The following is a 20,492-nucleotide window of genomic DNA, read 5'->3' as shown; positions in this document are numbered from 1 at the left end:
AGATTGGTATAGAAAACGAATTAGACACCTCTTTTATGTTTCATAATCCAGTAGAAAAAGAACAATCATTAGTAGTAGAAGGAAAGAAGAAAAAGAAAGGACCAGGACCAAAATCTAAGGGTAAGAAGTCCCATGGCTCAAAGGGGGATAAATCTCACGGTTCCAAAGGGGATAAATCTCACGGCTCCAAAGGAGATAAATCTCACGGGTCCAAAGGAGATAAATCTCACGGTTCCAAAGGGGATAAATCTCACGGCTCCAAAGGGGATAAATCTCACGGCTCCAAAGGGGATAAATCTCACGGCTCCAAAGGGGATAAATCTCACGGTTCCAAAGGGGATAAATCTCACGGCTCCAAAGGGGATAAATCTCACGGCTCCAAAGGGGATAAATCTCACGGCTCCAAAGGGGATAAATCTCACGGTTCCAAAGGAGATAAATCTCACGGGTCCAAAGGAGATAAGTCTCACGGTTCCAAAGGGGATAAATCTCACGGTTCCAAAGGAGATAAATCTCACGGGTCCAAAGGAGATAAATCTCACGGTTCCAAGGGAGATAAATCTCACGGATCCAAAGGAGATAAATCTCGCGGAAAAAAGTAACATGGATCTCACGGATCCAAAAAATGATAAATAAAAGGAAAATGTAATAAATTTTAACTGTGTAAGGTAGAGGTATAGTATTTCAAAGCTTTGCACAGTTTGTTCTTTTTGTTATTAAGTTCATTTCTTCACAAAACTGTTGAAATTTGGACGTTAGTGACAAGTACCAACGATGTATACTAATACTGTAAGCGTCTACATGAGATTTATTTCCATAGAAAACTTTTTAAAAAGAAAGGTTTGAAGCATATGGATAATTTAAGTGAAAAAGTTGCGGTTATTATTGGCGGGGCATCCGGAATTGGTGCTGCAACTGCACAGCTGTTTAGAAACAAAGGGTCAAAGGTTTTACTCGTCGATATAAATGAAGGAAAAGGGCTAGCTTTTCAACAAGAGCTAAGTAGACAGAATGGTGAGGTAAAGTTTATAAAGGCTACTATTGATAATAATACCGAACTGCAAAAAATTATAAATGAAGCTGTCCGTATTTTCGGACGTGTGGACTTTATCTTTCACAAAGCAACCTTAAGGCGAGTGACTTCGTCGAAAAAACACCCAATTGATATTTGGCGTCATATGATAAATGTGGCATAATTCAATCTTAATAGAAATTAATTTAGTATTGATAAAGCAATTTTTTCTCGTGAAAAAGGGGAAGGGATTGCTTTTTGTTTTTCATTTACCCAAGTGTTTAATCCAAGTCTTTAAAGGGAAACATATTTAAAATAATATAAATAAAGAGGGAACAAATATGACATGGATATTAAAACGAAAATGAAAATCCACACACCGGTCAAGAACGTAATTGAAGCTATCGTAGATCCAAGTAAAATTTTACATTTTTGGTTTTCAAGTAGCTCGGATCGCTGGGAGCAAGGGAAAACCATAACCTTACAATACAAGGAGTATAGTACCATGGATATCCCAATACCTATTATAAGCATCATCGAGAATCAGAAAATTGTTTACACATGGGGAGAAGGCGAGAATCAAACGGAAGTATCCCTCTCATTAATACAAGAAGAGGAAGGGATCACGGTGCTGGAAGTGGTAGAATCAGGGTTTCGAGACGATGACCCACAATTGATCCAAAAATTATTAGATCAAAAGGAAGGCTGGGTTTACATGATCACTTGCTTGAAGGCGTATTTAGAAAATGGTGTTCATACATTAAGAGGGTCTTTAATTCATTAAGCCAATACGGAAGGGAGAGCACGGATGCGCGGCTTTAATCGGGGTGTAGTAAGTGTAGCTCTAATTGTATTCACTCTAGCACTTTTGGATAAAGGATATCAACTATGGAAAATAAAAGAATTTGTGGCGGATTCAACAGTCGATGTTACTTTCTTGAAATTCACGATAAACAATGATGTACCTGGAGAACATCTCATTATTTATGCAATTGTTTTCTGGATTCTCGGAATTATTACTTTTTTAATTTTCCTATTACCAATCGTCTATACTTATGTGAGAGGAAGACGAAATAAAAAGAAAAATTGACAAAACTAGTAAAATTTTATGATTCATAATCTAATTCTGGCAAAAGATAGAGAAGGTTTATAGTATTATATGATACGATTGTGTTAGAAATAGTTTACGACTGATGGGAGATGAAGTCATGAAAAATAAAATACTTATACTTGCTAGTGTCGTCATAGTTGCAGTTGTTGCAATTTGGACTATAAATAATTCAACGAAAGACGAGGCCAAAGAGGTTAATATTAAAGAATTAGTAGAAGATTATAGTTTGCGAAACATTACAAGTGATAATGCTTCCATAACTTCTACTCAGTTAGTTGTGACAGAAGGCGATCGTCAAACAGCATATGATTTACCTGAAGATGAATTTTTTGTCTCCATTGCACCTTTTTTAACTACTACCCACCCTTGCGAAATGCATAGTTTAACCGGGTGTCAAGGTGAAATGGTGGAACAGGAGTTTGATGTTTATATTGAAGATGAGGATGGCAATGTCATTGTAGATGAAAAGATGACATCCCTATCAAATGGTTTTCTTGACCTATGGTTACCTAGTGACAAAACCTACCATGCAACAATAACGCACGAAGGAAAAGTGGCAGAACGAGTAATAACCACATTTGAGGGAGATAATACTTGTATAACGACAATGCAACTAAAAGACGAGCAAAATGCTTAATAAATGATTAATTGAAACATATTCAAAGCCCTCCTGAGATTTTATTGTCTCAGGAGGCTTTTTTATGGATGTATTATTGTTTGGATGGAGTAAAGGTTGTTAAGCAAGATTCATGGGAACAGAAAATAGAGAAGATATGCTACATCAATCATCCACTCTCGAGCACCATTTAATAAAAAATGTACAAAATGGGAAAAATGACACTTTTTTCAAATAGAATATTATCGTAAAACAAAGGAGAGAGGATATGTGGGTGAACATTGGCGAGGAATCCCTGTACGATTTTACTTTAATCCCCAAAAAATACAGTAGTTCATAACCAACATCCTAAATTCAACTTCACAAATACAAGATTTGAAAAGATGCCAGTATCCAATTGATCAAAATCAAATAGAATATAAGAACGCTTTTAGATTTCCTAAATTAAATTGTTTAAAAGAGGTGGACGATGAAAGAATACAATGCTTCGAAATGGTTAGGTATCTTGGTGGGAATGTTAACATTACTAGGAGCCTTGGTTTTTGGTGTTATATCGTTGATTGGAATGGGGTTTTCCTTTCTATTTCATTCCTTTTCAGGAGGTCCGTTTTTTATTATATTTGTGTTTCTTATTTTATCAGGAATTATAACGATAATTGGTGCTAGGAATTTACCAAAGAAAAATAGGAAAAACCTCTATTTGATTTATTGTTTGATTGTCGGCGCTATGTTGCTGATTGGCTTTTTTATGAGCTATGGGGCATTAGGAAGGGAAATCGAATTACTACTTTTATGCCTTGGAATTGGGTATGGTTTGTTGGCGTTCGTTGTCATACAAGGAAAGTGATATTGCTTAGAAAATTTAAGGTGTGCTATACTTATTTTATAAAAGTTAGAAAGGATGATGGGTGGCCGATGATTAACTAATCTTATTTTATAAAGTTTGAAATTGTATATTTCAACTGTTGCAAAATAGGATTAGTCTGCCCATTTTTCAAATAACGGATCAAGCTATCATGATAATAGCTTATTTGATAATGTATTGTATACGACTAATCCTTCCAAAAAAATGGGAGGATTTTTTCATATGTAAAATGTCTATCCTCCCTTGTACGAGAGGGCGATTTAATGAAGGAATTGATAAAACTAATAAATGTTCATTATGAAATATTGGATTCTGTGCTTTTGGATACCGTTAATGCAACGGTACAGGAAGGTGATATCGTAGGGATAATTGGCAAAAATGGTGCCGGGAAATCCACTTTGCTTCAGCTCATAAACGGTAATCTCCAACCGGCAGGGGGTAGCATTCAGCGGGTTGGTGGATATGCGAAAACGGTCATGGTAGAGCAGGAAACCGAACACCATTCCTTTGAAAAGGCTAATCCACAGGAGATGAAATTGTTAAACCAATGGCATGTGCCAGCAAATGACTATGTTCAATTAAGTGGTGGAGAAAAATTAAAAGCTCGACTAGCAAGGGGTTTATCGCAAAGGGCAGATGTATTGCTGCTTGATGAACCAACAAACCATTTGGATGAGGATAGTATACAGTTGTTAATAGAGGAACTCGAGCGTTATACAGGTACTATCTTATTTGTATCTCATGATCGGCATTTTATTGATGAAGTGGCCACAAAAATTTGGTCAATCGAACAGAAGAAGGTGATCGAACATCGAGGGAACTATTCAAGCTATATGGAAGAAAGGCGGAAGAAGCGGTTAACACAAGAGCGGGAATATGAGAAGCAACAAAAAAGTATTGCACGAATAGAAGGTCAAATTAGCGAGTTAAACTCCTTTTCCCAAAAAGCCCATGCCCAATCCACTAAGCAGGAAGGATATAAAGAATATTACCGAAAAAAAGCAAAACGAATGGACTCGCAAGTGAAGTCAAAGCAAAAACGGTTGGAGAAGGAATTGGAGAAAGCTAAAGTAGAACGAGTAGAACCAGAATATACGGTACGTTTTTCGATGGAGGCGAATGAAAAAGTAGGCAAGCGGTTTTTAGAGGTAAAGGATGTAACAAAGGCGTTTTCAGGGCGAACCCTTTTTGAAAAGGTTCATATTACGATAAAGCATGGAGAAAAGATAGCACTTGTCGGACCGAACGGAAGTGGGAAAACCACATTTCTGAAAATAATTCTTGGGGAGGAACAAGCAACGGGTGACGTCTGGATATCCCCTGCTGCCAATTTTGGTTATTTAACCCAAGAGGTGTTTGATTTACCATTAGACCAAACACCTGAAGATTTTTTTTATAAAGAGACCTATGCAGAACGAGGAAAGGTACAAAATTTGATGAAGCACTTAGGATTTACCCCCTCCCAATGGAAAGAACCAATTCGGAATATGAGTATGGGAGAGCGGGTGAAGTGCAAGCTCATGTATTACATTTTAGAAGATAAAGATGTTCTTATACTAGATGAGCCGACCAATCATCTTGATCTACCATCCCGTGAGCAATTAGAAGATACTTTAGCTCAGTACAATGGAACGTTACTTGTCGTATCTCATGATCGATATTTTCTTGAAAAAATAACGAATCAAAAGCTTGTGATAGCCGATAAGCAGATTTTGAGGCCAGTTAAAGAAAACAGAAATCCGGATGAAATGGAAGAATTGAAGCTTGCCTTGGAAACAGATCGTCAAGAAGTGCTAGGTAAATTAAGTTTTATGACACCGAATGATGATCAATATGCGGAACTTGATCAAAAATTTCTCGAATTGACGAAGCAGATTCAGGAGTTATCCAAAAAATAAATGGGTAGAAACATACAGGCTTTTCCGAAATGCATGTGTTAAAATAAGGCATAATTGAAAATACGGAGAGTAAATCAAATCTATGATTTACTCTCCAATTTCTTGTTTAGATAACGATCTAGGAGTTGGAAGAGTTGAACAAAAAAGACATTGCAAACATTCGTAAACAATTCAAAGTAGACAATGATTTAATGAATATTAAGGAAATTTTTAATGTGTATGTAATGAAAGAGTCGAGTGATATTTACCATTACCAAAGTACACCATTCGAAATGCTAGACCAGGATCAACAAGAATTATTTTTAAACAACTTTAAAAAAGTGCTTGGTGGTCAGCTGGACGAGAAGTTATTTGAATTAAAGTTTCGCCGGGATGCAGAAAATTCCAGTCAGTTTATTTTACACCGTGGATTATTAAGTCAAGATGTTGAGGAATGGAAAGCAGAAATGCTTCAGATTGTTGGCAAAATGCTGAAGGACAAGCAGTATGAAATGGATATAGTGATAACATTTATTCGTGGGGAATATTTAAAGCCCATGAAGCGCAGCAATGAAGAGGCAGAAGAAAGTGATCGAGATGCGGTTTATGCTCATTCCTTTATTCTTTGTAGCATGAATAAAACGCAAGATCCAAAAAAAGAACTGCTGTTTGATTATATCGAGAAGGAATTTAAATACAATATTGTCGTAGACCCAATCATCAACCTAACCGCGCCAGTCGGAGGTTTTTTGTTTCCCTGCTTTACCGATAACGCAGCAGATGTAAATCATGTTCTTTATGCTACTGGAAAAGCCCATGAGCCAGATTATCATTTTATTGAAGAGGTTTTAAATGCAGAGGAAGTTATGACTGCCAAAGAGGATAAAATTGTGTTTGAAGAAATAGTGAAAGATGTTGTAGGTGACCAAATTAATACCTCGACACTTTCCAATGTGTATGAAGAGATTCACCGAGTTATGGAGGAGCACGAGGAGCCAGAACCACCGAAATTAGATTATAAAGATGTGGAAAATGTATTGCGAAATAGTGGAATCGAGGACGTCAATACAGAAAAAGTAGAAACAGCGTTTAAAAAGGTAATCGACGATGAAAAGTACGAACTAAAAGCAACCAGTATCGTACCGAAATACAACAAAAAATCCATTAAAATAAAAACAAAAATTGCGGATATTTCCGTTAGCCCACAGGATTTAAAATATGTGAAGCAAACTCAAATTGATGGTAAGCTATGTTTGTTAATAGAAGTGGAAGAGGATACGATTATTGAAGGCTTTAAGATGATTCCAGAGGCTTTATTTACAAAAGCAAAAGAAGAAGATTAATGCTTAATGTAGGAAGTGCTGCTCCAAAGTTTTTGGAGTGGCACTTCCGATTGTGTTTAATGATGTGCTTCTGCCTCAGCTTTTGTTTGATGAACGGTTCCAAATGGATGTTCAGGTGGAGCATAAATGGAATACAGTTTGAGTGGTGTATTCCCTGTATTGGTTATGTTGTGCCATTTTCCTGCTGGTACCATGACGGCAAAATCATCAAAGACATTTTGCTGGAATGTTAAATTGTCTCGAGAATCCCCCATCTGAACCAATCCTTGGCCGTCTTCAATCCGTAGAAACTGGTCTACATCCGGATGCATCTCTAACCCAATGTCCTCTCCAACCCCAATGCTCATGAGCGTAACTTGTAAATGTTCTCCTGTCCAAATAGCTGTTCGAAACGTATTGTTTTGTTTCGTCGCTTGATCAATATTCACTACATACGGCTGTCCTCCAAAGTCTTGAGTGTTCATAGGGCTTGGGTTTTGACTAGAGAACCGATAATCACCATACCCCGGCGGATAAGCCCAATAAACGGGCTGATTAACATAAGGCTGCATTGGAACATGCCGATGCCAATAATAATGCTGTGGATCAATATACTGTTTAAAGTGCATGCTTTTCAATCCTTTCCGTGAAATATCACTTTATCCTATTCCATAAAGCTTGGAAATGTACACCAGTCTAGTATGTTCGTGGTGCCTGGCACCACCCGATTTTTGTGCTTTTTTGTCGAATTAAACTCCTTATTTCATTGTTATCGTTCACTTCACTTGGTTTATAAACCAGACTTTTCATTTTATGATTCATCCAATGATACATAGGGGGAGAATTTTTATGAAGACGCTCTTTATGTTTCAAATATTGCTGTTTATGTTTTATTTTATTTAACTTATCACCCAAAAGGTAAACTGTTTGTTCCAACTTTTCCCTTTTCTGTTGCATGGTTCACAATTTATGTTCCATTCCAGTTTTTATGTTCCACAAGTTGCCCTTTATGTCTCAGATAAAGTCATTTATGTTGCATAATCAGCCTTTAATGTTCCATAACCAACCTCGACACCGCACCACCTCATCACACCACCAAACCAATAAAACGACCATGTATTAATATATTTTCTGATTCCACTTTTTGGAATATTATGTTAATATGGGAAAAATAACTTTCGAGCTAGATGATGGGGAGGGTAGGCATGAGTCATATTGTGAACTATTATAGTCAATTTGATGAGTGGGGAAGGCTTGATCGGGAGCCAATAGAATTTCTAGTAAATTGGGAGTATATTAAGAAATACTTACCCGAATCTGGATTCATTTTAGATAATGGTGCAGGCCCAGGTAAATATGCTATGAGGCTTGCTCAAGAGGGATATTACATAACACTTGCAGATGTAACGCCAAAGCTAGTCAATGTTGCGAAAGAAAAAGCCCTAGAGCTTAAGTTAGACAAACAATTTGATGGCTTTTACGAGCTGGACGCCAGAAACCTTAGCAGTTTAGAGGATGGACAATTTGATGCTACCCTCATGCTTGGTCCCATGTATCACTTGCAGGATCAAAAGTCTCGATTGCAAGCAGTTCAGGAATTAAATCGAGTGACGAAGAAAGATGGAGTAGTCTTTGTCGCTTTTATGTCTCGAATCAGACATATTTTTACATCACTTCTGAATCCGGAACATTGGAAACCAAACGACAATATGGATACGATCCAAACCTTTTTGGAAACGGGCTGCTTCAACCATGCGGATGACGGTCGTTTTACAGGGGCTTACTATTTTAATATGGAAGACATCAAGCCCTTTATGGAGTCCCAAGGTTTTGAAAGCCTTGAATTATTAGGCTCTAATGTTGGAGCTGTTTTAAATCAAGAGAGTTGGGATTATTGGAAGAACAAAGGAGAAGAAGAAAGAGTCACTAAATTTATTATTGAAAAAGCAACCGATTCATCTCTTCTTGGGATTTCAACACATTTACTTTACATTGGTAGAAAAATCTAGAAATCTATGACTGTAATTAGGGGGGAGAATGTTATGTTAAGTGTTCAAACAGGCAGTGTAAAAGGATATAAAGATAGAGATATTTCTTTTTCCGTATTAAGCAATTCAGATGAAGCGGATGGTTTGGTAATCTTTTTTCCAGGTGCTGGATATACGGTTCAATCACCCATTTTTCATTATGGAACAGGTTTATTTTTGAGCCATTCCTATGATGTTTTACAGGTGAACTACAGCTACAAAGATCCATTTTATGATTCCTTCAGTAATGAAGAATTAAATGAGGCCATTCATTTTGATTCCAAGGCGGTAGTAGAGAAGTATGTTGCGGAGAAATCCTATGACCAGTACATCCTACTTGGGAAATCGATTGGAACGATTCCACTCACCTCGATTACGAATATGAATTCTTTCGAGCGTGCAAAGGTGATTTGGCTCACCCCGTTGTTAACTGAGGAGGAAGTATATAATGGAATGATTCATACTAAAAATCAGAGTCTATGTATCATTGGGGATAAAGATCGTTTTTATGATGATGGAAGATATAAAGAAGTTTTGAGTAACCCTAATATGACATCTAAATTAATTCCTAATGTGAATCATTCTTTGGAAAGGGATTTTCATATCTTCGATTCTATTACAGTGCTTAAGGAAGTCATGAAGGAGATGGAGCAATTTTCGTTTTAGCCGTTGTGTGTTTTTAAATTAGCGATTAAAAAATCATTTACATTAATCAAATTTGATACGGCCTTTTAAAAAAGATATCGTAAGGGCTTATTTTTATTTCGAAACTCTCTTTATTTTTATCTGAAATCATTTTATGCTCCTTTATGTTCCGCTCATGTCCATCTTTATTCCACAGGCATCATTTTATAAACCATCTCCATCTAAAGTCGTAGAGTTCTTAAAACCTCGTACGGATGAAAGCAGCTTATAATATGAATAAAATAGAAATAGATGAGTGTTTGGTACATACATAAGGTCAGAACAAGGTCACTAGTGTAAAGAGGCATTTTCAAATATGGGCTCAAATTGGGCGTTGATAGTCTAAATGTTATTTTACGGAGGATACATCATGGAAAAATTCGTTTTTATTTTTGGACCACAAGCTGTTGGGAAAATGACAGTTGGACAAGAGTTAGCAAAGCTGACAAACTTAAAACTCTTCCATAATCATATGACAATTGATTTACTAGAGCCATTGTATGGATTTACAAAAGAGATGTGGAGGTTAGCATTACTTTTCCGACAGGAGATTTTCAAGTCATTTGCTAGTAGTGATCAATACGGAATGATTTTCACAAAAATTTGGTATTTTGATCAGAAAGAAGACTGGGAGCATGTGGAGAAAATGTGCGAACTCTTCCGTTCCCATGGTGTAGAGATTTACTTCGTTGAGTTGGAAGCGAATGTGAACGAAAGAATCGAGCGAAACAAGACTCCGAATAGATTAGCACATAAACCGACAAAACGAAATCTCGAGCAATCCGAACAACATTTGTTGGAAACATTGGATACTCGAAGGATGAACTCCTTGGATGGGGAAATTCAGGAAGAAAATTATATAAGAATCAACAACACTAATATGGAAGCCGTCGAAGTAGCACTCCTGATAAAAGAAAAATTTAAACTTTAGTGCGGTTGAAATAATTTGGGAGGGAGAATATGCTTTTTCATTATCATTTTTGGACCCCGAATGTCGAAGAAACAGAAAAGTTTTATATAGAAAATGGATTTCGGGTTACCCAACGAGTCGGAAAAAAGGATGGGGAATTTCAGTCTTTTGATCCCCCATTGAACTGGGAAGACTTTCGAGGTTTGGACATTACCTTCCGAATTATTGAAGTTCGAAAGGGGGCCATCAATATTACGTTTGGATATGGGAAAAAAGTGATGTTTGATCATATTGGATTTCTTGTAACCCGAAAGGAACATGATGACATATGCAAGAGTGCTAAGTCATTAAAATGGAACGTCCATTCAAACGATAGACGAACGTTTATCGGCACACCATATAACTTTCGAATCGAACTTCAAACGAATCGGGATGCAATCGATGAGGATTCCGAGGACGCTGCTAGAATTGAAGCATTAGAAATTACGGTTAAAGATGCACATGTAGAGCATGATATTAGGCAATTGTTAAAGGAAATGGCAATAGACCTTACCTTCAAGTTGGGAAAAAACGTTACTATTCATAAGGCAATGCTAAGCAGGATGTCATTTTTGAATGAAACAGATCCGAATGGTGTATCACTTATAACAAAATAATAATTTCGGCTAATGAAATAAAGAGGTGCGTTTTGTTGGAACGGCAAGTACGGTTCACCAATGTAGGGGAAATAGAAGAATTGGAAGATCTCTTAAAAAACTATATTAACGAAGCGGTGGAGGTAAAAAAATTCCGTTTACAGGTGGAGGTAAAGGAGAAAACGGAATTAAGCTATCCTGAGGAATTACAAGAAGAATTCAAGGAAAGTCCTTCCTTGAAAAATGCATTGGAAGCATTAACTCCAGGGCGACAACGAGCATACATACTTTATTCTTCAAAAGCCAAACAATCCAAAACACGAGCAGCGAGAATTGAAAAGTATATAGAACACATTTTTAGTGGAAAAGGATTACATGATTAATAGTTGAAACAATCATCGGCGTTAGGTGGGATAAAATGGTTATTTATGATGACCTTTATGGTGAATTTGAAGTGGACCAGGTAATCGAAGCCTTAATTTTGAGTGAACCTGTTCAAAGGTTAAAGGGAATCCATCAAGGAGGAGCTAGCTACTTAGTGAATAAAGAATGGAATGTAACTCGCTACGAGCATTCTATTGGTGTCCTGTTACTAATAAAGAGGCTTGGTGGTTCGGTTGAAGAGCAAATAGCAGGGCTTCTGCATGATGTTTCGCATACCGCTTTCTCTCATGTTGTTGATTTTGTTTTGGAGAATGAGGAGGAGGACTATCATGAGAAAATCTACCAATCTGTTATTGAGGATTCCGAAATTCCTGTTCTATTAGCTACTTATAAATACAATTATCAGGATATATTGTTAGATGATAAACAGTGGACATTGCTGGAGCAACCTGCACCAGAATTGTGTGCGGATAGGGTGGATTATACGCTTCGTGATATGTATAGCTATGGAAATATAACATTAAAAGAAATAAATGCTTTTTTACAAGATTTGATTGTTGTCGATGGGAAGATGTTCTTACAAAACATTAAAACTGCAGAATGGTTTGTCCAAACGTACTATAAAGAAGTGATTGACTTTTTTATGGACCCATTAAATATATATGCCAATGATCGGTTGGCGAAAACATTGAGGCGGTCCATAGAAAAAAGGGTAATTAGTCCAAATGATTTTTTAGGTTCTGATAATGAATTAATTAGTAAAATAAAGGCGTCAAGGGATATGGAATTGCTCAGATTACTAGATGAGATTCATCCGAATGTAAATGTAATGGAAGACCGAGAACATTACGACCTACATCGAAAAAACAAGCTACGTTTAATTGATCCTACTATTTATAGGGATGGCGAGTTCATTTCAGCGTCTACTGTATCCGAAAGTGTAAGGACAATGGGAAATGAGGCTTATGAGAAAGCGACGAGAGGGATGTTTGTGAGAGTAAATTCCAACTAAGGAGATTAATAGGATAACATTTCAATGAGGATTTCAATTGTTTATCTTCGTTTATGCTGCACTATTCATTACTCTTTTCGCAATTGAAGGTCATCTTAGAAGAGGTAGTAAACAAAAGGAAGAAATAATCGAATTGCTAAAAGAAATAAAGGAAAAGTATTAAGATAGCTGAAGTCAATCGTTGGTAGAGAAATACATAGATTCATTTGAAAAAATAAGAAGCACAAAGCAGTCTTCATACCTGTTGTCCATATGCATAATTATATTTGAACGCTTATGGTAATGCTCCATATATGTAAAGTTTAACTTATTTATCTTCTCTTAATATATTCGTTCCCATCTTAATCGTAAAAAGTGAACGAGGGACTACCGGCATACTTAAGATTTTCACTCCATTCTTTTATCATTTCTTTATATGCTGATTCCACATCCGTTGTACTGAACAGAATGGACTACCTTTCCACTTTACTTCATAAATAGTATCTAATATTTCATTGATTAAACAAAGTAGCGCTCTTAACAAAATAGGGAAAATAATTAAACATTGAAGAATTATAGAAAAGAAAGGGGAGAGGGTACTTGGATCAGAAAATACTGGAACAACTTAATAAATTATATTCAGTGAACTTATTAAAAGTGGAATCGGTAACAGATGAGATGTTTCGGTGCACTACGTTAGATAATAGTCTTTACTTTGCTAGAATTACAAACTATAAAAGTATGGAAGAACAGTTAGAAGAAGTTTGTTTTACCGATTTTTTATTTAATGAAGGGTTTGGTGTTTCGCCAACCATATCTTCAGTAAACGGGAAGAAAGTAGAGTTGATTAAACTTGATAATAGAGAAATCTTAACCGTTCTTTATAAATCAGCTCCGGGCATTCATTTACCTAGAAACCAATGGAATACCCAAATATTTAAGGAGTTAGGTCGGCAAATTGGTACATTACATCGTTTATCCAAAAAATATGAAGACATACATCCAGTTAAATATACTAACGATTGGTATGATAATGAGGAATATGATTTTCTTAAATTCATTCCAAAGCAAGAAGGTACGATTCGAGAGATTGCTAAAGAGGTTTTACATGCTGTAAAAAGAATACCAAAAAATGATGCTAATTATGGGCTAATTCACGGTGACTTGTGGTTAGAGAACATATTAATGGATAAGGATATGAAATTGACCATGATTGATTTTCAAGATTTTGAAAAACATTTTTATCTTTATGATCTAATCGTACCAATATATAGTGCCCTAGAGTATTCTTTTGTAGGTAGTGGAAACATCGTTGATTACGGTCAGAGGATTACAAAAGCAATTATGGATGGATACAAAGAGAGAAATGAATTAAGTACAGATATGTTAAAAGAAATTCCCTTGTTTATAAAACTAAAGGAAATATTTGATTACAATTTAATGCACATGTATTTTGATAAAGAAAATGTAACAGAAGATCAAGTAAGGATTTTAAATCTTTATCGAATGAGAATTGAACAAAATCAATCAATCCCAATAATCTAATATTATATAGCTTTATAGGATTCTGCTTAGAGAATGCTTCAAAAAAAGGGGGAGCCAAATGGAACAGGCAGTTGAAAAAGTATTTAAAAAAGAGATCGTGACACAAGCATTAGAATTGTTTTCTTTGGAAAAGGTTACTAAAAAACTAGGAAGCTTTGAAAACTATGTGTTTGAGGTATACCGTGGTTATACTCCATTCATTTTACGCATCACCCATAGCTCACACAGGTCCAGTGAGGAGATACTTTCTGAGTTGGATTGGGTTCGATTTTTACATTATGAGAATGTCAATGTACCCGAAGTGTTTCACTCTAACAATGGAAGCCTTGTAGAAACATTACCCGCAGTAGATGGTACTTTTTTTCACGTTTGTTTATTTTCGAAAGCCCCCGGGGACCCAGTGCAAATTCAGGACGTAAATTTTAATGAGAAGCTTTTTTATTCTTACGGAAAAACGGTGGGGAAGATGCATCGAGCAACTATGAAGTATGAGGTGAAGGAAGGAGTTCAAAGACGACTCGATTGGGATGAAGATGTTGTTTTTAATTTGGAAAAGTATATCCCAAGTGAAGAGATACAAATCTATGAAAACGCAAAGAAACTGCTAGACCAAATTAAAAACCTTCCTAAAACGAAAACTACTTATGGACTAATCCATACTGACTTACATTCCGGAAACTTCTTTTACGATGGGGAAGACATACATACCTTTGACTTTGATGATAGCAGTTATCACTATTATTGCTCAGATATTGCGATTCCACTATACTATTCTACTTTGTGGAAATATCCGAATGAGAGCAGTGAAGTTCGAAATGCATTTGCTAAAGCGTTTTTAAAGGCCTTTATGGCAGGTTACGAAACGGTACACATGCCACCGCCGAATTGGAAGGAACAGCTTCCGTTATTTTTACAGCTTCGGGATCTTTCATTGTATACCGTTTTTAATAAAAAGGTTCCTGAGGAGAAGCGGAATGAAAGCATAAAGAAATTGCTCACAGAAATAAAGGATCGATTAAAGCAGAATATAGTGCCTATTTCTGTTGATTAGTCTTGTATAGTTATAAATTTGTATCCATGTTATTATAATAAAGATATGTTGAAAAAAATGGAAAGAATGAGGAGCGTCCAATATGTCTCAAAACCAAAACGATTCGAGTGGAAAACAAAAGCTTAGTATGCAAGAAATCGTAAAACAGCAATTAGAAAGAAAAAAACAAGCTCAACAAAATGGCAATAAGCATGGAAGAGATAATGGAAATCATATGATGAAAAGTCAGCATGTAAAGAAAACGACAAATACTAGAAGAAAAATGGGAAGCTAAAAAAACAAATGGGGATAAGCCGAATTCGGCTTATCCCCATATATTTATTCGCTTAATAATTCTTTAGATAAATCTACGATATACTTCAGCTTATCCCATTGTTGTTCCTCTGTTAGTTTATTGCCATGGTGCGTGGAGGCGAATCCACATTGTGGGCTTAAGCATATTTTCTCTTTCGGTACGAATTGTGTTGCTTCCTCCACACGTGCTTTTATTAACGCTTTGTCTTCTAGTTCGCCGAATTTCGATGTGAATAGGCCTAGTACAACCTGTGGTCCATCATCATTTGGGATGAAACGTAAAGGTTTAAAGTCTCCAGAACGATCATCATCATACTCAAGGAAGAATCCATCCACTTTTTCTTTTGCAAATAAAGTTGGTGCAATATGCGCATAGCTTCCTTCAAATGCCCAAGTAGAGCGATAGTTTCCACGGCATAGATGTGTTGTGATAACGAGATCCTCAGGCTTATCCTCTAATACACTATTTACGACGTGTAACGCTAAATCAATAAGTTCTTCTCGAGAAAGCTTTTCATATGCAAACAAATCCTCAGCGTTCAAACCAGCAATATATACATCATCAAATTGTAGGTAACGGCAGCCAGCATCATAAAACGCCTTCAATGCATCACGGTAAGCTTGAATCACATCATTCACATAATCCTTTAAATTTGGATACACCTCTGGATTGCGAATACCTGCATGGAATAATTGGTTCGGGCTCGGAATGGTTTGCTTTGGAACGGCACGATCTCCAACAATTTCTTTAAATTCAATAAAATCCTGGACAAATGGATGGTCTTGGTTGAACGAGATTTTCCCTACATTTCGAACATCGTAAGGCTCTGTTTCCAAGCCTGCAAATTGAATACCTCGCTCAGGTACAAACCCTTCGAATCCATTTAAGTTCTCAATAAAGTCAATATGCCACCACGAACGACGGAATTCTCCATCTGTTACGGCTTCAAGACCGATTTCTACCTGCTTCTCAACAATACGTTTAATTTCTCTCGTTTGGACTCTACGTAACTCCTCTAGAGATATTTTTCCTGCCTTAAACTCCTCTCTTGCTTGCTGTAGGCTTTCTGGGCGTAGTAAACTCCCAACGTGATCTGCTTTGAATGGTGCTTTTACTAATGTTTTTGTCATATTTAATCATCCTCTCAAATTATTTATTAAGGTAAAATAGCAAAGGAACGAACCGGGAAGCCTGTTGCTTTTTCGGGCTTAGCGACAATATTGAAAATAACTGCCCCTTTCGTTGGTAATAAATCTAAGTTTGTTAATAGCTCGATTTGGTATGTATCCTGCTCTAACACGTAATACTCTCCGATAAGGGAGCCATTTTTTCTCGCATCGACAGAAGAATCTGTATCAAATGTTTCATGACCAACAGCTTTAATTTTTCTTTCTTCAAATAAGAACTTTAATGCTTCCATTCCCCAACCAGGTGCGTGCTGATTGCCGTCTTTGTCTTTGTTTTCAAAGGCTTCTATGTCTGGCCAACGCTTGCTCCAATCTGTCCTAAGAGCTACAAAGGTACCAGGTTCAATTGCACCATACTCTTTCTCGAAATCTAGTATATCTTGAACAGATAACGTAAAATCATTGTCCTCTGCAGCTTCTTTTGACTTATCAATTACAACAAGTGGTAATACTAGCTCTTTCAATTCCAATTCCTCAAGCCAACGTTGATCAGGAACAAAATGGATAGGTGCATCAATGTGCGTTCCATATTGCCCAGGGAATGAAAAGTTCTGTACAAAAAATCCATCTTCATGCGTAAATAATGGTGCAATCTCTGCATCAGGTAAAGCAAAGAAGTGCGGCGATTCAGGACCAAATGAATGGGTTAAATCCACCCACTGTTTGCCTTTTAACGTTTGTAATGCATCCCATAATTCATTCTTAAATGTTGTAGTCATCCTAGCCACTCCTTTAATTCTTTATAAATAAAAAACCCCTTTTCCATAAGAAAAGGGGCAAATTGCCGTTGCAATTGTCTCTCTTCTTATCTTCTAGCATTACGCTACTGGAATTGGCACGGTACTTAACATAAGTCCGTTGCCGAGGCTTCAAAGGGCCAGTCCCTCCACCTCTCTGGATAAGAATTTTCTAAATATTAAATTATAGATAATACAATACACGTAGAATTTGAGGGTGTCAATAGTTTTTTTGATCATAATTTTTATTTCGACGTTAATAGGGGCGTTAGATAAAAGAGGCTATCCTATGGAAATTTATTAAAGGTATTACATTTAGTGGTATTTATAAGTGGTATAATTTGTTAAAATGGACAGAAGAAGTCGAGTTACAACAGTATTATGCTTCAAAAACTAAAATGAATCATTAAGGAGAGGGGATATGCTTAATACATTTCTAGTTGTTCTAATTTCACTTATCCTAGGGTTTATATTATATCAAGTTCCATTTATTGGTGTTTTATTTAATAATACGGATACTACAGCAATGTTTCAAATTTCTAATATGATAATGTTAATTGTTGTTTTGTATTTGATGTTTGAGAGACGTAGTGAGTAATTAAGAAGAATCTTTTATTAGTTAAGGGTGTATGCTGAAACAGGAGATATTAATATGCCGTTCAGAATGGAAAGTAAAAATTTTAAAATAGTTGGATTAAAAAGTAATGGAGAGTATGTAAATTTTAGCAAGGAAGTACCAATGCTTGCGCAGGAACTTTTAAGTCGCGCAAATGAAATTTTATCGGCAACGAATACAGAAATTGCATTATTTGAACCGAAAAGAGGTTAGGAGCACCAGCGTGGTCATTATTATGTTGGGCTAATTGTGAAGGCCAAACCCAACGTAGTACCAGCAGGAATGGAATATATGGAACTAAATCAGCGTTACATCACTACAAGAGGAAATATATCAAAACTTGAAGAACTTCATTTGAATCTAGTGGATTGGGCTGAGGGGAAAGGTTACCGTAGAGATCTCGATTCATATATTGTCGAATCCGGTAGAAGAAGGAGAAGAAGTTCAGATTTACTTACCAATAAATACTATTAGTCTATGATAAAAGTAGGAGGCTCTATTGATGAAGGTAGAAATTTTAAAAAACAGCGAATATGAGGAAATGAAAGAATTATTTTTAGATGTATTTTCAAATGAACCTTGGTTTGATAAGTGGAATAATGACCAATTAGACCATTATATGAAGGATTTGACGGAGAATAATAATTCGCTCTCATTGGCTTTATATGATGAAAAAGATGAGCTTATAGGTTGCTCATTAGGATATATTTTTAACTGGTGGGAAGGTCGAGAATATTTTATTAAAGAATTTTTTATTTCCAGAAAAAGACAAAGCAAAGGGGCAGGTAGCACTTTTCTAACTTTAATTGAAGAAGTGTTGAAAGCTAAAGATGTTAAACATATTACCTTAGCTACGGAAAAGGATGTCCCAGCTTATCCTTTCTATCAAAAAAATGGATTTTCCGTAATGCACAATTCGGTTTCTTTAGTAAAAAGAGTGTAAGTTGATATAACTGGAGTGATGAATAATGGAGGAGTTTGAGCTTAGCTTCAAAAATAAATATGTGAGAATGTTTTTTATTTGGGTACTACCTATTATCATTCTATCCGTAATTCTTATCATACTTTTTCCAATAGAATACCAGTGGATTTCTTCTTTTCTGCCTATAATTGCTTATATAATATTTTATGGTTGGATAAAGTTTGATAAAAGGAACTAGAATAGGTAGCCCTTTGTTGCCTTCGCTAGGTTGTGGATGCGGTATAAAAATTAGAAATACGTCAAGTGAAACCCAAAAATATTCGAGTACTTTAGGAAGTGCTATAAAATGAGTAAAGAATTAGCGTCAGATTGTAAAAATTGCTTTGGATTATGTTGTGTTGCCTTACCTTTTGGGAAGTCAGCTGATTTTCCCTTTAACAAGGATGGAGGTAAACCTTGTCAAAATTTATGTTCCAATAACTTGTGTCATATCCATGATCAACTAAGGGAGAAGGGCTTCCGTGGTTGTGTATCCTATGAGTGTTTTGGTGCTGGCCAGCATGTTTCACAATCTATTTATACTGGAAAGGATTGGCGAGAAGATGCTGAACATGCGGAAGAAATGTTTGCTGTATTTCCTCTTGTGCAACAGCTTCACGAAATGCTCTGGTACCTGAAACAAGCCTTGGCATTAAAAGAAACACAATCTATTCATTCTCGTCTGCAAAAGATTTACATTGAAACCAATCAGCTAACTGAAATGAAACCTAAGGAAATATTAGGGACAGATATTGTAGAGCAAAGAAGTTCTGTTAATGCTCTTTTAGTAGAGACTAGTAAACTGTATAGAGGTAACACTAGTAAAAAGAAGAGGATAAGGAAAGATGTAGACTACATAGGAGCAGACTTAAGCGGTTTAAACCTACAAGGTGAAGACTTTCGTGGAACATTATTAATTGCTTCCAACCTACGAAACAGTGATTTAAGAAAGGCTGACTTCATTGGCGCTGATCTTCGTGATGCAGATATAAGAGGAGCAGATTTATCCGATGCACTATTTCTTACTCAATCACAAATAAATTCCGCAATTGGAGACAATCATACAAAAATTCCGAGCTATTTAAAGAAACCAGATCATTGGTATTGAGCTATTTGAAGAATTTGCGATTGAAGTATTGGAACAGTTAGGTGCTGCTGAAGCTTATTGAAATGGGGAATAGTTAGGATTTAGAAACTTTTGATGAATGAACCGGATATTTTACAAGTTTAACGCTGTATAGGGAGGGACTTTTTGAATGAATAACATTTTTGAAAAACTTATTTATTATGTGTTTACCATACTATTCTTTATTGTGTTATGGAAAATAACAGGAGAAATATGGGAAGCATTTGTACCTTATCATTACAAAACAGAATTACTAGCGCTTGTTATCGTAATACCATTACTTATCGTTTTTTCGTTTATTTTGTCTAGTTTAACATTTAAGGTGATAAAGAGTTCTAATTCTTGAACCGTTAGTGTAAAGGGGGAGAGCTATATGAGTGACGAAAGCAAAGTGGATAAGGTTGTGAAAAAGTTTGTACTATATACCGTAGCTGCAGTGATGGTAATTGTTTTAGGTTTGATGGTTATTGGGGTTATCGGATTGTTTTCTAATTAGTGACACGTTTAAGCTTTGTTAGTGAAAGAGAGCCAATATATTGG

At 36.1% G+C, this 20,492-nt stretch carries 26 protein-coding genes, 1 pseudogene and 1 riboswitch; of the genes and pseudogenes, 24 read left to right on the top strand and 3 right to left on the bottom strand.

Features of this window, described 5'->3' with window-relative positions; all coding sequences use genetic code 11:
* Positions 1–132 precede the first annotated feature (132 nt).
* From C1A05_RS08880 to C1A05_RS08845, 8 genes are all read left to right on the top strand, one after another.
* The gene (locus C1A05_RS08880) at positions 133–636 is read left to right on the top strand and encodes a DUF2345 domain-containing protein (protein WP_145997305.1); all 504 of its coding nucleotides are present in this window, start codon (positions 133–135) and stop codon (positions 634–636) included.
* 215 nt (positions 637–851) lie between these two features.
* Complete coding sequence (locus C1A05_RS08875) at positions 852–1,196, top strand: SDR family NAD(P)-dependent oxidoreductase (protein WP_102027842.1); 345 nt, start codon at positions 852–854, stop codon at positions 1,194–1,196.
* Between the two features lie 162 nt (positions 1,197–1,358).
* Entirely contained in the window at positions 1,359–1,796 is a 438-nt protein-coding gene (locus C1A05_RS08870; RefSeq protein WP_102027841.1) for an SRPBCC domain-containing protein, read from the top strand.
* 24 nt (positions 1,797–1,820) lie between these two features.
* Positions 1,821–2,102: a hypothetical protein gene (locus tag C1A05_RS08865; RefSeq protein WP_102027840.1), complete on the top strand. Its 282-nt coding sequence runs from the start codon at positions 1,821–1,823 to the stop codon at positions 2,100–2,102.
* Positions 2,103–2,220: 118 nt separating this feature from the next.
* Positions 2,221–2,760, top strand: a complete 540-nt coding sequence (locus C1A05_RS08860) for a CueP family metal-binding protein (protein WP_102027839.1) — start codon at positions 2,221–2,223, stop codon at positions 2,758–2,760.
* Positions 2,761–3,208: 448 nt separating this feature from the next.
* Entirely contained in the window at positions 3,209–3,586 is a 378-nt protein-coding gene (locus C1A05_RS08855; RefSeq protein WP_102027838.1) for a hypothetical protein, read from the top strand.
* A gap of 281 nt (positions 3,587–3,867) precedes the next feature.
* Complete coding sequence (gene abc-f, locus C1A05_RS08850; protein WP_102027837.1) at positions 3,868–5,502, top strand: ribosomal protection-like ABC-F family protein; 1,635 nt, start codon at positions 3,868–3,870, stop codon at positions 5,500–5,502.
* 134 nt (positions 5,503–5,636) lie between these two features.
* Positions 5,637–6,824, top strand: a complete 1,188-nt coding sequence (locus tag C1A05_RS08845; protein ID WP_102027836.1) for a DUF4317 domain-containing protein — start codon at positions 5,637–5,639, stop codon at positions 6,822–6,824.
* Positions 6,825–6,880: 56 nt separating this feature from the next.
* On the opposite strand, the gene C1A05_RS08840 is transcribed toward C1A05_RS08845, so the two are convergent.
* A complete protein-coding gene (locus tag C1A05_RS08840) occupies positions 6,881–7,432 on the bottom strand; it encodes a cupin domain-containing protein (protein WP_102027835.1) in 552 nt (183 codons plus the stop codon).
* Positions 7,433–8,008: 576 nt separating this feature from the next.
* Between C1A05_RS08840 and C1A05_RS08830 the strand changes: the two genes are divergently transcribed.
* The 10 genes and pseudogenes from C1A05_RS08830 to C1A05_RS08790 all read left to right on the top strand — a co-directional run bounded on the left by C1A05_RS08830 (position 8,009) and on the right by C1A05_RS08790 (position 15,304).
* Positions 8,009–8,812, top strand: coding sequence for a class I SAM-dependent methyltransferase (locus tag C1A05_RS08830; RefSeq protein WP_102027833.1), 804 nt, complete (start codon positions 8,009–8,011; stop codon positions 8,810–8,812).
* Positions 8,813–8,845: 33 nt separating this feature from the next.
* On the top strand, positions 8,846–9,496 hold the full coding sequence (locus C1A05_RS08825) for an alpha/beta hydrolase (RefSeq protein WP_102027832.1): 651 nt from the start codon (positions 8,846–8,848) through the stop codon (positions 9,494–9,496).
* A 388-nt stretch (positions 9,497–9,884) separates the two neighbouring features.
* Complete coding sequence (locus C1A05_RS08820; protein ID WP_102027831.1) at positions 9,885–10,445, top strand: AAA family ATPase; 561 nt, start codon at positions 9,885–9,887, stop codon at positions 10,443–10,445.
* 29 nt (positions 10,446–10,474) lie between these two features.
* On the top strand, positions 10,475–11,080 hold the full coding sequence (locus tag C1A05_RS08815; protein ID WP_102027830.1) for a hypothetical protein: 606 nt from the start codon (positions 10,475–10,477) through the stop codon (positions 11,078–11,080).
* Positions 11,081–11,121: 41 nt separating this feature from the next.
* A pseudogene (locus C1A05_RS08810) lies at positions 11,122–11,442 on the top strand (YdeI/OmpD-associated family protein); the annotation flags it as partial.
* A 35-nt stretch (positions 11,443–11,477) separates the two neighbouring features.
* Complete coding sequence (locus tag C1A05_RS08805) at positions 11,478–12,455, top strand: HD domain-containing protein (RefSeq protein WP_102027828.1); 978 nt, start codon at positions 11,478–11,480, stop codon at positions 12,453–12,455.
* Between the two features lie 37 nt (positions 12,456–12,492).
* The gene (locus tag C1A05_RS18430) at positions 12,493–12,618 is read left to right on the top strand and encodes a hypothetical protein (protein ID WP_255398294.1); all 126 of its coding nucleotides are present in this window, start codon (positions 12,493–12,495) and stop codon (positions 12,616–12,618) included.
* 416 nt (positions 12,619–13,034) lie between these two features.
* A complete protein-coding gene (locus C1A05_RS08800) occupies positions 13,035–13,979 on the top strand; it encodes a phosphotransferase enzyme family protein (RefSeq protein WP_234998444.1) in 945 nt (314 codons plus the stop codon).
* A 58-nt stretch (positions 13,980–14,037) separates the two neighbouring features.
* Positions 14,038–15,030: a phosphotransferase enzyme family protein gene (locus C1A05_RS08795; protein ID WP_102027827.1), complete on the top strand. Its 993-nt coding sequence runs from the start codon at positions 14,038–14,040 to the stop codon at positions 15,028–15,030.
* Positions 15,031–15,112: 82 nt separating this feature from the next.
* Positions 15,113–15,304, top strand: coding sequence for a hypothetical protein (locus C1A05_RS08790; RefSeq protein WP_102027826.1), 192 nt, complete (start codon positions 15,113–15,115; stop codon positions 15,302–15,304).
* 44 nt (positions 15,305–15,348) lie between these two features.
* Here C1A05_RS08790 and C1A05_RS08785 read toward each other — a convergent pair whose 3' ends face one another.
* Positions 15,349–16,455, bottom strand: a complete 1,107-nt coding sequence (locus C1A05_RS08785; RefSeq protein ID WP_102027825.1) for a 5-methyltetrahydropteroyltriglutamate--homocysteine S-methyltransferase — start codon at positions 16,453–16,455, stop codon at positions 15,349–15,351.
* 26 nt (positions 16,456–16,481) lie between these two features.
* A complete protein-coding gene (locus tag C1A05_RS08780; protein WP_102027824.1) occupies positions 16,482–17,231 on the bottom strand; it encodes a cyclase family protein in 750 nt (249 codons plus the stop codon).
* Between the two features lie 83 nt (positions 17,232–17,314).
* Positions 17,315–17,417, bottom strand: a riboswitch (SAM riboswitch).
* 484 nt (positions 17,418–17,901) lie between these two features.
* Between C1A05_RS08780 and C1A05_RS18300 the strand changes: the two genes are divergently transcribed.
* The 6 genes from C1A05_RS18300 to C1A05_RS18425 all read left to right on the top strand — a co-directional run bounded on the left by C1A05_RS18300 (position 17,902) and on the right by C1A05_RS18425 (position 20,448).
* Positions 17,902–18,078 carry a hypothetical protein gene (locus C1A05_RS18300; RefSeq protein WP_234998438.1) on the top strand — a complete coding sequence of 59 codons (177 nt, stop codon included), beginning with the start codon at positions 17,902–17,904 and terminating at the stop codon, positions 18,076–18,078.
* A 36-nt stretch (positions 18,079–18,114) separates the two neighbouring features.
* Positions 18,115–18,339, top strand: a complete 225-nt coding sequence (locus C1A05_RS18295; RefSeq protein WP_234998436.1) for a hypothetical protein — start codon at positions 18,115–18,117, stop codon at positions 18,337–18,339.
* A 28-nt stretch (positions 18,340–18,367) separates the two neighbouring features.
* Positions 18,368–18,808 (top strand): GNAT family N-acetyltransferase, encoded by a 441-nt coding sequence (locus C1A05_RS08770; protein WP_102027823.1) that lies wholly within the window; start codon positions 18,368–18,370, stop codon positions 18,806–18,808.
* Positions 18,809–19,133: 325 nt separating this feature from the next.
* Positions 19,134–19,934, top strand: a complete 801-nt coding sequence (locus tag C1A05_RS08760) for a pentapeptide repeat-containing protein (RefSeq protein WP_102027821.1) — start codon at positions 19,134–19,136, stop codon at positions 19,932–19,934.
* A 148-nt stretch (positions 19,935–20,082) separates the two neighbouring features.
* Positions 20,083–20,298, top strand: coding sequence for a hypothetical protein (locus C1A05_RS08755; RefSeq protein WP_102027820.1), 216 nt, complete (start codon positions 20,083–20,085; stop codon positions 20,296–20,298).
* Positions 20,299–20,325: 27 nt separating this feature from the next.
* The gene (locus C1A05_RS18425) at positions 20,326–20,448 is read left to right on the top strand and encodes a hypothetical protein (protein WP_255398293.1); all 123 of its coding nucleotides are present in this window, start codon (positions 20,326–20,328) and stop codon (positions 20,446–20,448) included.
* The last annotated feature ends 44 nt before the right edge of the window (positions 20,449–20,492 follow it).

This window comes from Salirhabdus sp. Marseille-P4669 (assembly GCF_900240405.1).
GTDB lineage: Bacteria > Bacillota > Bacilli > Bacillales > Alkalibacillaceae > OEQK01.
Note: the sequence above shows the minus strand (reverse complement) of the source record. Positions and strands in the feature narration are given on the sequence as shown.

Coding starts and splice junctions, on each gene's coding strand:
- C1A05_RS08870 (WP_102027841.1), top strand. CDS start 1,359: ATGGATATTAAAACGAAAATGAAAATCCACACACCGGTCAAGAACGTA.
- C1A05_RS08815 (WP_102027830.1), top strand. CDS start 10,475: ATGCTTTTTCATTATCATTTTTGGACCCCGAATGTCGAAGAAACAGAA.
- C1A05_RS08830 (WP_102027833.1), top strand. CDS start 8,009: ATGAGTCATATTGTGAACTATTATAGTCAATTTGATGAGTGGGGAAGG.
- C1A05_RS08880 (WP_145997305.1), top strand. CDS start 133: ATGGCTCAAAGGGGGATAAATCTCACGGTTCCAAAGGGGATAAATCTC.
- C1A05_RS08820 (WP_102027831.1), top strand. CDS start 9,885: ATGGAAAAATTCGTTTTTATTTTTGGACCACAAGCTGTTGGGAAAATG.
- C1A05_RS08855 (WP_102027838.1), top strand. CDS start 3,209: ATGAAAGAATACAATGCTTCGAAATGGTTAGGTATCTTGGTGGGAATG.
- C1A05_RS08860 (WP_102027839.1), top strand. CDS start 2,221: ATGAAAAATAAAATACTTATACTTGCTAGTGTCGTCATAGTTGCAGTT.
- C1A05_RS08790 (WP_102027826.1), top strand. CDS start 15,113: ATGTCTCAAAACCAAAACGATTCGAGTGGAAAACAAAAGCTTAGTATG.
- C1A05_RS08760 (WP_102027821.1), top strand. CDS start 19,134: ATGAGTAAAGAATTAGCGTCAGATTGTAAAAATTGCTTTGGATTATGT.
- C1A05_RS08805 (WP_102027828.1), top strand. CDS start 11,478: ATGGTTATTTATGATGACCTTTATGGTGAATTTGAAGTGGACCAGGTA.
- C1A05_RS08755 (WP_102027820.1), top strand. CDS start 20,083: ATGAATAACATTTTTGAAAAACTTATTTATTATGTGTTTACCATACTA.
- C1A05_RS08780 (WP_102027824.1), bottom strand. CDS start 17,231: ATGACTACAACATTTAAGAATGAATTATGGGATGCATTACAAACGTTA.
- C1A05_RS08795 (WP_102027827.1), top strand. CDS start 14,038: ATGGAACAGGCAGTTGAAAAAGTATTTAAAAAAGAGATCGTGACACAA.
- C1A05_RS18425 (WP_255398293.1), top strand. CDS start 20,326: ATGAGTGACGAAAGCAAAGTGGATAAGGTTGTGAAAAAGTTTGTACTA.
- C1A05_RS08865 (WP_102027840.1), top strand. CDS start 1,821: ATGCGCGGCTTTAATCGGGGTGTAGTAAGTGTAGCTCTAATTGTATTC.
- C1A05_RS08785 (WP_102027825.1), bottom strand. CDS start 16,455: ATGACAAAAACATTAGTAAAAGCACCATTCAAAGCAGATCACGTTGGG.
- C1A05_RS08825 (WP_102027832.1), top strand. CDS start 8,846: ATGTTAAGTGTTCAAACAGGCAGTGTAAAAGGATATAAAGATAGAGAT.
- C1A05_RS08770 (WP_102027823.1), top strand. CDS start 18,368: ATGAAGGTAGAAATTTTAAAAAACAGCGAATATGAGGAAATGAAAGAA.
- abc-f (WP_102027837.1), top strand. CDS start 3,868: ATGAAGGAATTGATAAAACTAATAAATGTTCATTATGAAATATTGGAT.
- C1A05_RS08875 (WP_102027842.1), top strand. CDS start 852: ATGGATAATTTAAGTGAAAAAGTTGCGGTTATTATTGGCGGGGCATCC.
- C1A05_RS18300 (WP_234998438.1), top strand. CDS start 17,902: ATGCCGTTCAGAATGGAAAGTAAAAATTTTAAAATAGTTGGATTAAAA.
- C1A05_RS08840 (WP_102027835.1), bottom strand. CDS start 7,432: ATGCACTTTAAACAGTATATTGATCCACAGCATTATTATTGGCATCGG.